At 71.8% G+C, this 13,462-nt stretch carries 9 protein-coding genes and 1 pseudogene; 6 read left to right on the top strand and 4 right to left on the bottom strand.

What is annotated here, in order from left to right; translation table 11 throughout:
* Positions 1 to 15: 15 nt before the first annotated feature.
* Positions 16 to 972 carry a 2-phospho-L-lactate transferase gene (gene cofD / locus LWJ43_RS19660; RefSeq protein ID WP_277333537.1) on the top strand — a complete coding sequence of 319 codons (957 nt, stop codon included), beginning with the start codon at positions 16 to 18 and terminating at the stop codon, positions 970 to 972.
* On the top strand, positions 969 to 2,297 hold the full coding sequence (locus tag LWJ43_RS19655) for a coenzyme F420-0:L-glutamate ligase (protein WP_277333536.1): 1,329 nt from the start codon (positions 969 to 971) through the stop codon (positions 2,295 to 2,297). The genes cofD and LWJ43_RS19655 overlap by 4 nt, the downstream gene beginning before the upstream one ends.
* Before the next feature lie 65 nt (positions 2,298 to 2,362).
* Here the strand turns inward: LWJ43_RS19655 and LWJ43_RS19650 are convergent, their stop codons facing one another.
* From LWJ43_RS19650 to LWJ43_RS19640, 3 genes are all read right to left on the bottom strand, one after another.
* Entirely contained in the window at positions 2,363 to 3,367 is a 1,005-nt protein-coding gene (locus LWJ43_RS19650; RefSeq protein WP_277333535.1) for a DNA-3-methyladenine glycosylase family protein, read from the bottom strand.
* Between the two features lie 99 nt (positions 3,368 to 3,466).
* Positions 3,467 to 4,558 (bottom strand): mannose-1-phosphate guanylyltransferase, encoded by a 1,092-nt coding sequence (manB, locus tag LWJ43_RS19645; RefSeq protein WP_277333534.1) that lies wholly within the window; start codon positions 4,556 to 4,558, stop codon positions 3,467 to 3,469.
* Positions 4,559 to 4,636: 78 nt separating this feature from the next.
* A complete protein-coding gene (locus LWJ43_RS19640) occupies positions 4,637 to 6,067 on the bottom strand; it encodes an N-acetylmuramoyl-L-alanine amidase (RefSeq protein WP_277333533.1) in 1,431 nt (476 codons plus the stop codon).
* A gap of 138 nt (positions 6,068 to 6,205) precedes the next feature.
* Here LWJ43_RS19640 and LWJ43_RS19635 point away from each other — a divergent pair, with 138 nt between their 5' ends.
* From LWJ43_RS19635 to LWJ43_RS19620, 4 genes are all read left to right on the top strand, one after another.
* Positions 6,206 to 6,958 carry a TIGR03089 family protein gene (locus tag LWJ43_RS19635; RefSeq protein WP_277333532.1) on the top strand — a complete coding sequence of 251 codons (753 nt, stop codon included), beginning with the start codon at positions 6,206 to 6,208 and terminating at the stop codon, positions 6,956 to 6,958.
* A gap of 186 nt (positions 6,959 to 7,144) precedes the next feature.
* Positions 7,145 to 8,560, top strand: a complete 1,416-nt coding sequence (locus LWJ43_RS19630) for an LCP family protein (protein WP_277333531.1) — start codon at positions 7,145 to 7,147, stop codon at positions 8,558 to 8,560.
* A 223-nt stretch (positions 8,561 to 8,783) separates the two neighbouring features.
* Positions 8,784 to 10,481, top strand: coding sequence for an LCP family protein (locus tag LWJ43_RS19625; RefSeq protein WP_277333530.1), 1,698 nt, complete (start codon positions 8,784 to 8,786; stop codon positions 10,479 to 10,481).
* Between the two features lie 63 nt (positions 10,482 to 10,544).
* The gene (locus tag LWJ43_RS19620) at positions 10,545 to 12,212 is read left to right on the top strand and encodes an LCP family protein (protein WP_462100954.1); all 1,668 of its coding nucleotides are present in this window, start codon (positions 10,545 to 10,547) and stop codon (positions 12,210 to 12,212) included.
* A gap of 60 nt (positions 12,213 to 12,272) precedes the next feature.
* Here the strand turns inward: LWJ43_RS19620 and LWJ43_RS19615 are convergent.
* Positions 12,273 to 13,296: pseudogene (locus LWJ43_RS19615) on the bottom strand (glycosyltransferase family 2 protein).
* Positions 13,297 to 13,462 lie beyond the last annotated feature (166 nt).

Here is a 13,462-nt window from a genome sequence, read left to right as displayed (position 1 = left end):
GACAGACTGTTGTGCATGCGCATTGTGGTTCTGGCCGGCGGTATCGGTGGTGCTCGTTTCCTGCGTGGCCTCAAACAGGCCGCGCCCGACGCGGACATCACGGTGATCGGCAACACCGGCGACGACATCCATCTGTTCGGGCTGAAGGTCTGCCCCGACCTCGACACCGTGATGTACACCCTCGGTGGTGGCATCAACGAGGAGCAGGGCTGGGGGCGTACCGACGAGAGTTTCCAGGTCAAGGACGAGCTCGCGGCGTACGGCGTGGGGCCCGAGTGGTTCGGGCTGGGCGACCGTGACTTCGCGACCCACATCGTCCGTACGCAGATGCTCGGCGCCGGCTATCCGCTGAGCGCGGTCACCGAGGCCCTCTGCGCACGCTGGAAACCGGGGGTCCGGCTGATCCCCATGTCCGACGACCGGGTCGAGACGCACGTGGCGGTGGACGCCGACGGCGAGAGCAGGGCCGTCCACTTCCAGGAGTACTGGGTGAAGCTGCGTGCCTCCGTACCGGCGCAGGCGATCGTGCCGGTCGGCGCCGACCAGGCCAAGCCCGCGCCCGGCGTGCTGGAGGCCATCGCCGAGGCCGACGTCATCGTCTTCCCGCCGTCCAACCCCGTCGTCTCCGTCGGCACCATCCTCGCCGTGCCCGGTATCCGTGAGGCGATCGCCGAGGCCGGGGTCCCCGTCGTCGGGCTCTCCCCCATCGTCGGCGACGCGCCCGTGCGGGGCATGGCCGACAAGGTGCTGGCCGCGGTGGGCGTCGAGTCCACCGCCGCGGCCGTGGCCCAGCACTACGGGTCCGGGCTGCTCGACGGCTGGCTCGTCGACACCGTGGACGCCGGAGCGGTCGACGAGGTCGAGGCGGCGGGCATCCGCTGCCGCGCCGTCCCGCTGATGATGACGGACGTGGACGCAACCGCGGAGATGGCCCGCCAGGCCCTGGCCCTGGCCGAGGAGGTACGGGCATGAGCGGCGGACCCACCGAGGGGGCGCCCTCGTACCGGGTGTGGGCGCTGCCCGGGATGCCCGAGGTGCGGGAGGGCGACGACCTCGCGAAGCTCATCGCCGCGGCGGAACCGGGCCTGGTGGACGGTGACGTCCTGCTGGTCACGTCGAAGATCGTCTCCAAGGCGGAGGGCCGGATCGTCGAGGCCGGGGACCGGGAGGCGGCGATCGACGCCGAGACCGTCCGGGTGGTCGCCCGGCGCGGGACGCTCAGGATCGTGGAGAACCGGCAGGGGCTCGTGATGGCCGCCGCCGGGGTCGACGCCTCGAACACCCCGGCGGGGACGGTCCTGCTGCTGCCCGAGGACCCGGACGCCTCGGCCCGGACGATCCGCGACGGTCTGCGGGCCGCACTCGGGGTCGAGGTCGGCGTCGTGGTCACCGACACCTTCGGCCGTCCCTGGCGCAACGGCCTGACGGACGTGGCGATCGGAGCCGCCGGGGTCAGGGTGCTGGACGACCTCCGGGGCGGCACCGACGGATACGGCAATCCGCTGAGCGCCACCGTCGTGGCCACGGCCGACGAACTGGCCTCGGCCGGTGACCTCGTGAAGGGCAAGGCGTCCGGGCTGCCGGTCGCGGTCGTGCGCGGCCTCCCCCATGTGGTGGCGGACACCGGCACGTCCGGGGACGACGGTGCCCGGGCGATGGTGCGGGTCGCGGCCGACGACATGTTCCGGCTGGGCACGTCCGAGGCGGTGCGGGAAGCGCTGAGCCTCCGGCGCACCGTGCGGGAGTTCACCGACGAACCGGTCGACCCCGGCGCCGTACGCCGTGCGGTGGCGGCGGCGGTCACGGCCCCCGCGCCCCACCACACGACACCGTGGCGGTTCGTGCTGCTGGAGTCGAAGGACGCGCGGACCCGGCTGCTGGACGCCATGCGCGACGCGTGGACCGCGGACCTGCGCCGGGACGGCCGAAGCGAGGAGTCGGTCGCGAAGCGGGTGCGACGCGGCGACGTGCTGCGCGACGCCCCGTATCTGGCGGTGCCGTGTCTCGTCATGGACGGCTCGCACACCTACGGGGACGAGCGCCGGGACACCGCGGAGCGCGAGATGTTCGTGGTCGCGGCCGGCGCCGGCGTGCAGAACTTCCTGGTGGCGCTGGCGGGTGAGCGGCTCGGTTCCGCGTGGGTGTCATCGACGATGTTCTGCCGGTCCGTGGTGCGCGAGGTACTGGACCTTCCGGACACCTGGGATCCGCTGGGCGCGGTGGCCGTGGGACACCCGAAGGGCACGGCGCCGCCGCGGGCCGCACGCGACGCCGAGGCGTTCCTCACCGTGCGCTGAGGACGAACCGCGCGCCGGGACCGGGCCGGCCCTGAGGAGAACGGGCCCGGTCCGGAGGCGGCCGTCTACAGCCGGGCGATGTCGCGCGGCGTCATCTTGGGGGCCCGGCGGGCCGGGGTGTGCCCCGAGAGCATGATCAGGCGGGTCGCGCGGTGGCGCTGGCCCTCGTACGGGGCGAGGAGCTCCAGCATCTCCTCGTCGTCGGCGTTCCGGTTGCCCGCGAGCGCGTGGCCGACGATCCCCGGCAGGTGGAGGTCCCCGACCGTGACCGCGTCGGCCGCGCCGTTCGAGCGCTGGAGGGTCTCCGCCGCCGTCCAGGGACCGATGCCCGGGATCAGCTGGAGCCTGGCCATCGCCTCGGGGAGCTCCATCGCGGCCGCCTCCTCCATGCGCCGGGCCACCCGGACCGCGCGGAGGATCGTGGCGGAACGCTTGGAGTCCACACCCGCGCGGTGCCACTCCCAGGACGGGATGAGCGACCAGGTCCTGGCGTCGGGCATGACGTACAGGCCGTACGTGCCGAACGTGGTGCCGGACGGGCCGGGCGCGGGGGTGCCGTGGGTGCGGACCAGCAGTCGCCAGGCGCGGTACGCCTCGTCGGTGGTGACCTTCTGTTCCAGGATCGACGGGATCAGGGACTCCATGACCAGCCCGGTGCGCAGCAGGCGCAGACCGGGCCGCCGGTGCCGGGTCAGGGCGAGCAGCCGGTGGCGCGGCCGGAATTCGTCCGGGGTGTCGCCCGCGCCCAGCAGCGCGGGGAGTCCGTCGAGGAGCCACTGTGCGCCCGGGCCCCAGGCCGTGGCCGAGACGGTGCCGTCGTGGGCCGCCGAGACGCGCAGGGTGCCGGGGCCGGCCGGGGTGCGGGTCGCCCGCCAGAAGGTCCCGTCGGGCAGGGCGCGGTAGGCGGGGTCCGCCGGGCCGCGCCGCAGCGGGCTGAGCACCAGCCGCAGGTCGAGCGGCCCCGGCGGGGTCCAGGTCCGGGTCCGCGACGCGTCGGAAGCGCGACCGGCACCGGCACCGGGCTCCTGTCGGGGCACGGCGGCGGTGCGGGGTACGAAGCGTCCTGCCACGGCTGGGGTCCTCGGTCGTCGGGGGTGCCTATCGAGGGTAAGGCCGACGGGACCCGTACACCGTCCGGTGGGACACCCGCACGCGCGGAAGGTGCCCGTTCACTGGTCGGACGAGAAGCGGACCGAGGCGTCCGGCAGGACCGCGCCGCACCAGATCCGGATCCCGTCACGCAGTTCGTTGTCGGCGCCGACGTGGGCGCCGTCACCGATGACCGCGCCGGTGAGGACCGAACGGCTGCCGATCCGGGCCCCCGCGCCGACCAGCGAGTCCGTGACCACCGCGCCGGGTTCGACGACGGCGCCGTCCAGCACGGTGGATCCGGTGATCCTGGCGCCCTCCCCGATCAGCGCGCCCTCGCCGACGACCGTGCCGCCGGTGAGCTTGGCGTCGGCGGCGACGGACGCGGTGGGCAGGACGAGCCGGTCGCCGCAGCGGCCGGGGACCGCGGGGGACGGTGCCCGGCCGAGGACAAGGTCGGCCGAGCCGCGGACGAACGCCTGCGGGGTGCCGAGGTCCAGCCAGTACGTGGAGTCCACCATGCCCTGGAGATGGGCTCCGGAGTCCAGCAGCCCGGGGAATGTCTCCCGCTCCACGGAGACCGGCCGGCCGGCCGGGATCGTGTCGATGACCGACCGTCGGAAGACGTACGCCCCCGCGTTGATCTGGTCGGTGACTATCTCCTCGGGTGTCTGCGGCTTCTCCAGGAAGGCCGTCACCCGGCCCGTGTCGTCGGTCGGCACGAGACCGAAGGCACGCGGGTCCTCCACCCTGGTGAGGTGCAGGGAGACGTCCGCCCCGGAGGTGGCGTGCGCCGCGACCAGGGCCCGGATGTCGAGGCCCGTGAGGATGTCACCGTTGAACACGATGACGGGTTCGTCCGGGCCCGAGGCCAGCCGCGACGCCACGTTCCGGATGGCACCGCCGGTGCCGAGGGGTTCGTCCTCGGTGACGTACTCGATCGAGAGGCCGAGCGACGAGCCGTCACCGAAGTACGGCTCGAACACCTCCGCGAGGTAGGACGTCGCGAGCACGATGTGCTCCACCCCGGCGGCCCTCGCACGCGCCAGCTGGTGCGTGAGGAACGGCACGCCCGCCGCCGGAACCATCGGCTTGGGGGTGTGCACCGTGAGCGGACGCAGCCGGGTGCCCTTGCCACCGACCAGGAGGATCGCTTCTCTTGCCTCTGTCACAGCACCGTCTCTGCTTCCTGCTGGGGCCGGGCCTCGTATCGGCTGGCCAGTGTATGCAGACCGTTCGGAGCCTCCCGGTCAGCGGCCCTGCAGCTTCGCCGAACTGGTCCGGGCCGTGCCGAGCTTCTTGTAGAGACGGATTCCAGGGCATTCGGTTGCGAACCCGTCGCGGTGCCCGGAGATGACGTTGAGTTTGGCCTTCGCACCCTTCTTGTACTTACCGCTGCCGCCGGAGACAAGCGTGACCTTGCCCTTGGGGTTGCGGCCGAACAGACCGAGCTTCCAGGCGGTGAGCTTGGCGATGGCGGTGACCGCCGCGGCGGGCGGGTTCTTCGAGCTGTACGACCCGAGTACCGCGATGCCCATGCTGTTGGTGTTGAAACCGAGGGTGTGGGCCCCGAGGACCGCCTTCGTCACACCTCCGGCGCGGCCTTCGTAGATGTTCCCGCACTTGTCGACGGCGAAGTTGTAGCCGAAGTCCCGCCAGCCGCTGCTCTTGACGTGGTAGCGGTAGATACTGCGCAGGACGGAGGGCGCCTGGGCGCAGGTGTAGTTGTTGCCGGTGGCGCTGTGATGGATGAACGCGGCCTTGACGGTCGAGGTGTAGGCGAAGGCGCGCTCGCGCAGGCTCTCGTCGGCACCCCAGCCCTTGCGGGTGACGATGCGCGGGCGCGGTCCCACGAACGGCTTGGCGCCCGCCGCGACGACCGCCTGCTCCTCCGACTCGGCCTTGCTCAGGGCGGGGATCTCGGCGGCGCCCGGCGGCGCGAGGTCGGCGTTCACCGCGGAGCTCTCGGCAGCGGCCGCGGTGAGTCCGGCGCCGTCCGGGAGCGCTCCCGGCTGGGCCGCCGTGGCGGGCGTCGCGATGCCCGCCGACGGGGTACCTGTGGCGGGGGTGGCCTCGGCTCGCGGCTGTACCGGGTCGTCGCCCGGGTCGACGAGCTCCACCTGGAGGCCGGCCGGAAGAGGGGCGGAGTCCACGGGACCGCTTCGCGGTCCGGCGTTCTCGGAACGGACGCGCACCTCGACGCCGTCCGAGTCTCCGACCCAGAGGGGGGCGGTGGAACCGCGCACCGTGCCGGACTCGCGCTCGGGGCTGCCCGCGTCGGCGCCGTGGTCGGTGTTGTGGGTCTCGAGGGACTGCCAGCCGGACCACTGGGTGGTGCCGGCCGCGCGGGTGCGGACCTGGACGGTGCCGTGGAGTTCGGCGTCGGCGTCGTCCCAGACCACGCCGACGAGGGAGAAGCGGTGGGCGTCGCGGCGCAGGAGCCCCCGTGCGGAGTCGGGGTGCATGGACTCGGTGGGTTCACCGGTGGCCCGCGGGAGTGCGCCGAGCGGCCGCAGGGGCAGTGACTGGGTCGAACCCGCGGGTTCTCCGGGAGCTGCCGCGGGCGTCTGTGCGACCGGGGCCCGGGCGTGGGCAGGGGCGGCGGGGGCGGGCGCGGCGAGCGGAAGGGTGAGCGCCGTCGCGCAGGTTACGCCGATCGAGGTTGCAAGAAGTGCACGCATACAGAAAATACTTGGCAGAGTCGGGCATTTCCGGCTACTGGAGTAAAGCCACCACCAGTTGACGCACCGTCTGCCGACCGGTGTACGGGGCACCCGTCGCGCCCGTCGGCCCGGCGCCCGCCGCGTACCCTTGCGCGGATGAACGCCAGTGATCGCACCCCCGCCGACCTGCTGCGATCCGCGCTCGCCGCGGACCCCGCCCGACCTCTGGTCACTTTCTACGACGACGCAACCGGAGAGCGCGTCGAACTGTCGGTGGCCACCTTCGCCAATTGGGTGGCGAAGACCGCCAACCTGCTCCAGGGCGACCTGGCCGCGGAGCCGGGTGACCGGCTCGCTCTGCTGCTCCCCGCTCACTGGCAGTCGGCCGTCTGGCTGCTCGCCTGTTCGTCGGTGGGTGTCGTCGCCGAGGTACAGGGCGACCCGGCCGGCGCCGATCTGGTCGTCAGCGGACCGGACACGCTCGACCGGGCCCGCGCCTGCCGGGGCGAGCGCATCGCCCTGGCCCTGCGCCCGCTGGGCGGCCGCTTCCCGCAGCCTCCCGAGGGGTTCGCGGACTACGCGGTGGAGGTCCCCGGCCAGGGCGACCGCTTCGCCCCGTACGCCCCGGTGGATCCGGCGGCCCCCGCGCTGACCGTGGGCGGGGTGGGCCTGACGGCGGACCAGCTGGTCTCGCGGGCCCGCGCGGACGCGGCGGAGCTGGGACTCGGCCCGGGGTCCAGGCTGCTGACGGGACGTACGTACGACACCTGGGAAGGACTGTCCGCCGGCCTCTTCGCGCCGTTGGCGGCCGGGGGCTCCGTGGTCCTGTGCCGTCACTTGGACCGACTGGACGCGGACGGGCTGGCCAAGCGCGCCGAAAGCGAGCGGATCACCGGTACAGCGGTATGACAAGCGCTCCGAAGGCCACCCGTCCGGCCCATGGCGGGCCGAGTCCCCGGGACTGAGCCCCGGTGGCGGTACATGATCGGGCGGTACGGGGCATCGTCGAGAACGCGGCCTGAATGCACAACCAAGCGTGAGGTTCAGCCGTCTACTTCTGCGACCGGCGGCCCCTCGCGCCGCCGAACGTGAAGGATGGACGCAGACGTGAGCGACAGCCCCGGCACCCCGGCCGAACCGGACCGCCCGGACCACCCGGCCGGGGGCGAGCCGGCCGAGGGGTCGGGGGACGCGTCCGGTCCGGCCCCCCAGGACGGGACGTCCGCCGGGCCCCCCGACGCCTCCGCGACGGGGGACACCGCCGAGGAAGCGGGCGGGACCGACGACGCTTCGGGGCCGGGCGGGAGCGGTGACGGGCCTGCCCCCGGGACCTGGGGTGAACGGCCCGGGCGCGGGCCGCAGGACGGCAGACGCCACTGGCTCCGCTGGACCGCCCTCGCCGCCTCGTTCCTCGTCCTGGTCGCCGCAGGGGTCGGCTGGTGGCTGTACAAGAAGCTCGACGGCAACATCACGACCGACACGAGCGCGGCCGCCGAGCTCAAGGCGTACGAGAAGGACCGCCCGCAGCCGATCGCGCGGAACGCCCAGAACATCCTGCTCATCGGCTCCGACACCCGCTCCGGCGACAACAGCGCGTACGGGCGCGACGACGGCGGCAGCCAGCGTTCGGACACCACGATCCTGCTGCACCTCGCCGCGGACCGCGGGAGCGCGACGGCGGTGTCGATCCCGCGCGACCTGATGACCCGGATCCCCAGCTGCCACACGGACGAAGGCAAGGCGACCGAGGAGCAGTTCGCCCAGTTCAACTGGGCCTTCGAGCTCGGTGGCACGGCCTGCACGATCCGTACGGTCGAGAAGATGACCGGCGTCCGCGTCGACCACCACATGGTGGTCGACTTCAACGGCTTCAAGGACATGGTCGACGCCGTGGACGGTGTCGAGGTCTGCCTCAAGGAGCCGGTCGACGACGCCGATGCCCACCTCAAGCTCCCCGCGGGCCGTCAGGAGCTCGACGGGGAGGACGCCCTGGGATACGTCAGGGCCCGTAAGTCGATCGGCAACGGCAGCGACACCGAACGCATGGACCGTCAGCAGAAGTTCCTGGGTGCGCTGGTCAACAAGATGCAGAGCAACGGGGTGCTGCTGAACCCGACGCGGCTCTACCCGGTGCTGGACGCGGCGACCAAGTCGCTCACCACGGACCCGGGCCTGGACTCGCTGAGGGACCTGTACGACCTGGTGCGCGGAATGCGGAACGTGCCGACGGAGAAGGTGCAGTTCCTGACCGTCCCCCGGACCGAGTACCGCGCCGACCCGAACCGCGACGAGCTCGTACAGCCCGACGCGAACCAGCTGTTCACGCGGTTGCGCAAGGACGAACCCGTCGCCGTGGTCCCCGCCGACAAAGCCGGTTCAGCGGATTCACAGGCGGACCACAGCTCCGAGAAGGATCCGTCGGGCCGGGAGCCCGGCGGTACGAGCGGGAGCCCGACCCCCGCCCCCACCTATTCGGGGTCGAATGCCGCGGACGACCCGTGCGGCTCGTAAAACAATGGCCAAGCCATGGACAGTAATCGGAGCGGAACAGGCGGAATGCCCGGTTGTAAGGAGCGTGGAATGTGTCACGCGCGTCCCCTCTGGCCGATTCCGCCGGATAGTGTGACGCGATCCGGTGCTCGCGGCCATCAGGCCGCGCACAGCCGGACCGAGCGACCGAGCGCCCGGCCGGGGAAGGCGCTTCGCGTGGCACCGACGGAGGATCCAGGAAACCGTGGACGGGAATAGCCGTGGGCGGGCGGACGAAATCGATCCCGCCGACCAGTGGGTGCTCAACCGGCGGACCGGCAATTACGAATTGCGACTGAACCACTCCGGAACAGAGTCGTCGGACCCTTCGCGTGCACGGGACCGCTCCGGCAGCCGGAGGGAATCCTCTTCGCGCCGCGGTGAGGTGCCCGCCCAGCGGAGCCGCAGGCAGACGGGGCGCGGCCAGCAGCCGCCGCCCGGCAGCCCGGGCCGCAGGCCGGTCCCGTCGCGGCGGAAGAAGGCCCTGCTGTGGACCGGCGGGGTCACGGCCTTCGTGCTCGTGGCCGGATCGACGGGCGCCTACGCGCTCTACCAGAAGTTCGACGGCAACCTGGACACCGTCGACGTCGGTGACGCGGGCAGCAAGAGCGTCGCCGCCGACGGACCGCTCGACATCCTGGTCATCGGCACGGACAGGCGGACCGGCGAGGGCAACGAGGGCTACGGCGACAAGGGCAGCTCGGGCCACGCCGACACCAACATCCTGTTCCACGTCTCCGCCGACCGGACCAACGCGACGGCGATGAGCATCCCCAGGGACCTGATAACGGACATCCCGGACTGCACCACCAAGCAGGCGGACGGTTCCGGGAAGGTCGTACCCGGCACGCGGAACGTGCGCTTCAACGTCAGCCTCGGCCAGGAGGGGCGCGACCCGGGCTGCACCATGCGGACGGTCAAGAAGATCACCGGCCTGTCGGTGGACCACTTCATGATGGTCGACTTCAACGCGGTGAAGACCCTCTCCACGGCCGTCGGCGGGGTCAAGGTCTGCCTGGACAAGGCGGTCAAGGACCCGGACTCGCACCTCGACCTGCCGGCGGGCGAGTCCACGGTCGAGGGCGAGGACGCGCTGGCCTTCGTCCGCACCCGGCACAGCTTCGGGAACCAGAGCGACCTCGACCGGATCAAGGTCCAGCAGCAGTTCATCGGCTCGATGATCCGTCAGATGAAGTCCGACGACACGCTCACCGACCCGGGCAAGCTCTTCGAGCTCGCCGACGCGGCGACCAAGGCGCTGACCGTGGACTCCGGGATCGGGTCGATCAAGAAGCTGACCTCGCTCGCCCAGGAGCTGGGCAGGATCGACACGAAGAACATCACCTTCGTCACCCTGCCGGTGAAGGACAACCCGGCCGAGCCGACACCGGTCACCGTGGTCGTCGAGCCGCAGAAGGCCGCACAGCTGTTCGCCATGATGCGCTCCGACACCTCACTCACCGAGGTGAAGAAGAAGGAGAAGGCGGCCGAGAGCAAGCAGCAGGCGGTCCTCGAGGGCAGCAGGGCCGCCGCGGCCGGCATACGCGTCGACGTCCTCAACGGCGGGGACATCACCGGCGCGGCGGGCGCGACCGTCGAATGGCTGCGGAGCGAGCACGGTGTCACACGGTCCACGAACAAGGCGAACGCCCCGGCGAAGATCGACACCACGACGCTGGCGTACACGCCCGGCCAGGCGGACCAGGCCCGCGCGCTCGCGGACATCATGGGCCTGCCCGCCACCGCACTCAAGCAGGGAGCATCCGACGCCGAAGGCTTGCAGGCGATGGTGCTGACCCTGGGAGCGGACTTCGAAGGGGCGGGAGTCCCTGTCACGGGTCCGGCGAAGGCGCCGGAGGACATGCAGAGGGCCGACGCCGACAAGGCGGTATGCGCGAAGTGACGACGGGTCGTCGCGCCACATCGGAATTCAGAGGAGCAGGGGGCCCTGGTGGGACGAAGCAGCATGCGCGGGGAGGGAACGCGGTCGCGCGGACGGCACGACGGGCCGCGCGGCGACGGCGGAACCGGCACGTCCGGCGGCCGGGCAGCCGCACGCGCCGGTCGCGGCCGGCGGGAGCGGTCCGCCCCACCGGAGGACGGGGACAGGCCGTCGGGGACCGACCGGCGGGCACGCCGGACGCCCAAAGGCGGTAAGCGACGCATACTGCGCTGGGTGGCGTCGGTCCTCGCGCTGCTGATACTCGGCACCGGCGGCGCCGGTTACCTCTACTACCGCCACCTCAACGGCAACATCAAGAAGGAGGACCTGACCCTCGGCGACAAGGAGATGGCCGACCACAAGGCCAACGCCGCCGGGCAGACCCCCCTGAACATCCTGATCATCGGCTCCGACGCCCGGGACTCCAAGGAGAACCAGAAGCTCGGCGGCGCCAAGGAGACCTTCGGCGGCACGCCGCTCGCGGACGTGCAGATGCTGCTCCACCTGTCCGCGGACCGCAGCAACATCTCCGTGGTGAGCATGCCGCGCGACACGATGCTCACGATGCCGAAGTGCACGGACCCGGACTCGAAGAAGGTGTACGCGGCGAGCACGACGCGCGTCCAGACGAACGAGAGCCTCGGCCGCGGCGGGCCCGGCTGCACCGTGGCCGCCTGGTACGAACTCACCGGGATCACGATCGACCACTTCATGATGATCGACTTCGCGGGTGTGGTCTCGATGGCCGACGCGGTCGGCGGCGTACCGGTGTGTGTCGACGCCAACGTGTACTCCCACGGCGCCGACGGCAAGGGGTCCGGACTGAAGCTGAAGGAGGGCACCACACCCGTCAAGGGCGAGCAGGCCCTCCAGTGGCTGCGCACCCGGTACGGATTCGAGGACAACACCGACCTGGGGCGGGCGAAGGCCCAGCACCAGTACCTGAACTCGATGGTGCGTGAGCTGCGCAAGGGCACGAAGCTCACCGACCCCGGCAAGCTGATGAACCTCGCCGAGGCCGCCACGAACGCGCTGACCGTCGACGAGGGGCTCGACACGGTCAAGAAGCTGTACGACCTGGCCGAGGAGCTGAAGAAGGCCCCGACGAACCGCATCACCATGACGACGATGCCGAACGTCTACGGAACGGGTGTTCTCGACGGCCGGGTGCTGCCCAAGCCCGGCGAGGCCGAGCAGCTGTTCCGGATGGTCCGGGAGGACATTCCGCTGGACGGCAAGGCCTCCAAGCGCAAGGCCCCGGTCGCCAAGGACGCCTCCGCCCCCGCGGGCGAGATCGCGATCACCGTGCGCAACGCGACCGGCACGGACGCCCAGGGTCCCGCCCAGGGCAGGGCGAGCACGGTCCAGGGACTGCTGGCCGACGCGGGCTTCACCAAGACGGGCATCGACTCCCAGAACATCGAACCCGCGGCCACGACGGGGGTCCTCTACCCCAGCGCGGAGCTGGAGGGCGACGCCCAGGCTGCCGCCAAGGCTCTCGGGATCCCGGTCTCGCAGGTCAAGAAGTCGGCCGAGGTCTCGGGCATCGTGCTGGCGGTCGGTGCCGACTGGCGTGCGGACGGGGCCTACCCGGCCAAGACGGGCGAGGAGAAGACGCCCGAGTCGGCGGGTGCGCTCAACGGCGCCAACGAGGAGGCGTGCATGCACGTCAACCCGAACTACACCTGGTAGACCACGAACGAGGAGGGCCCCGCCGTTCACGGCGGGGCCCTCCTCGTTCTCCCGGCGCGGTCAGGCCGTCTGCTCCCGCACGGCCGGACGGCGGCTGGCGATGACCTTCCTCGCCAGCGAGCGGGGGCTCGTCAGGAAGCCGTATCCCCACGACATGTGCATGGTGGCCAGCGCCACCGGGATCTGCGCCCGTGCCTTCACCGGCAGGCCCTTGCCGGCGGGCAGCGATCCGACGGCGATCGCCGCGGCGTACCCGGCGGGCACGACGAACGCCCACGGGGTGACGGTGGCGCCCACGACGATGCCGGCCGCTATCGCGCAGACGGCGGTCGGGGGGGGCCAGGTAGCGCAGGTTGATCGAGCCGGAGTGGTAGCGGGCCACGACGTGGCGCCAGCGGCCGTACTCCTTGTACTGCTTGGAGAGGGCGCGGATGCTGGGCCGCGGACGGTACTGGACCTTCAGCTCGGGCGAGAACCAGATCAGGCCGCCCGCCTCGCGGATGCGGAAGTTCAGCTCCCAGTCCTGGGCGCGGATGAACTCCACGTTGTAACCGTCGGCGCGCTCCAGCGCCTCGCGGCGGAAGACCCCGAGATACACGGTCTCGGCCGGGCCCGCCTTCCCGCCTGTGTGGAAGGCCGCGTTGCCGACACCGATCTTCGACGTCATCGCGGCGGCGACGGCGTCCTCCCAGGCGTTCTCGCCCTCGGCGTGCATGATGCCGCCCACGTTCTGCGCGCCGGTCTCCTCCAGGAGCCGCACCGCCGTCGCGATGTAGTTCGGCGAGAGCATGCCGTGGCCGTCCACGCGTACCACGATCGGGTGATGTGACGCCTTGATCGCGGCGTTGAGCGCGGCAGGGGTGCGGCCGGTCGGATTGGGGACCGTGTGGACCCGGGAGTCCTCCCGGACCAGCTCGGCGGCGATCTCGTCCGTACGGTCGTCCGACGGGCCGAGGGCGATCACCACCTCCATCTCGCCGGCGTACTCCTGCTCCAGGATGTGCCGGACCGAGTTCCTGAGATGGCGTTCCTCGTTGAGCACCGGCATGATCACGGAGACGGCGGGGTACTGCGCGGCAGACATGTGGTCCTCGGGGGGTCCTCGGGGGCGCCGGGGTTCCGGGGGATTTCGCACCCCAGGAGGCGGCGTGATTCGGCCGCCACGTTACCGCGAACGGGGGACAGCGGCGCGCGCCGCCGGTTCTCCTCCCGGTCTGCAAGTCGTATGGGCCTACCGTGCGAAAGTCCCA

Source organism: Streptomyces sp. JH34 (assembly GCF_029428875.1).
In the GTDB taxonomy this organism is placed as follows: domain Bacteria; phylum Actinomycetota; class Actinomycetes; order Streptomycetales; family Streptomycetaceae; genus Streptomyces.
The sequence above is the reverse complement of the archived record's forward strand: the minus strand, read 5'-3'. Positions and strand labels throughout refer to the sequence as shown.

Bases quoted from the DNA above. Each gene is read 5' to 3' on its own strand.
- LWJ43_RS19630 (WP_277333531.1), top strand. From the start codon at position 7,145: ATGGACGCAGACGTGAGCGACAGCCCCGGCACCCCGGCCGAACCGGAC.
- LWJ43_RS19635 (WP_277333532.1), top strand. From the start codon at position 6,206: ATGAACGCCAGTGATCGCACCCCCGCCGACCTGCTGCGATCCGCGCTC.
- cofD (WP_277333537.1), top strand. From the start codon at position 16: ATGCGCATTGTGGTTCTGGCCGGCGGTATCGGTGGTGCTCGTTTCCTG.
- LWJ43_RS19640 (WP_277333533.1), bottom strand. From the start codon at position 6,067: ATGCGTGCACTTCTTGCAACCTCGATCGGCGTAACCTGCGCGACGGCG.
- LWJ43_RS19655 (WP_277333536.1), top strand. From the start codon at position 969: ATGAGCGGCGGACCCACCGAGGGGGCGCCCTCGTACCGGGTGTGGGCG.
- LWJ43_RS19620 (WP_462100954.1), top strand. From the start codon at position 10,545: ATGCGCGGGGAGGGAACGCGGTCGCGCGGACGGCACGACGGGCCGCGC.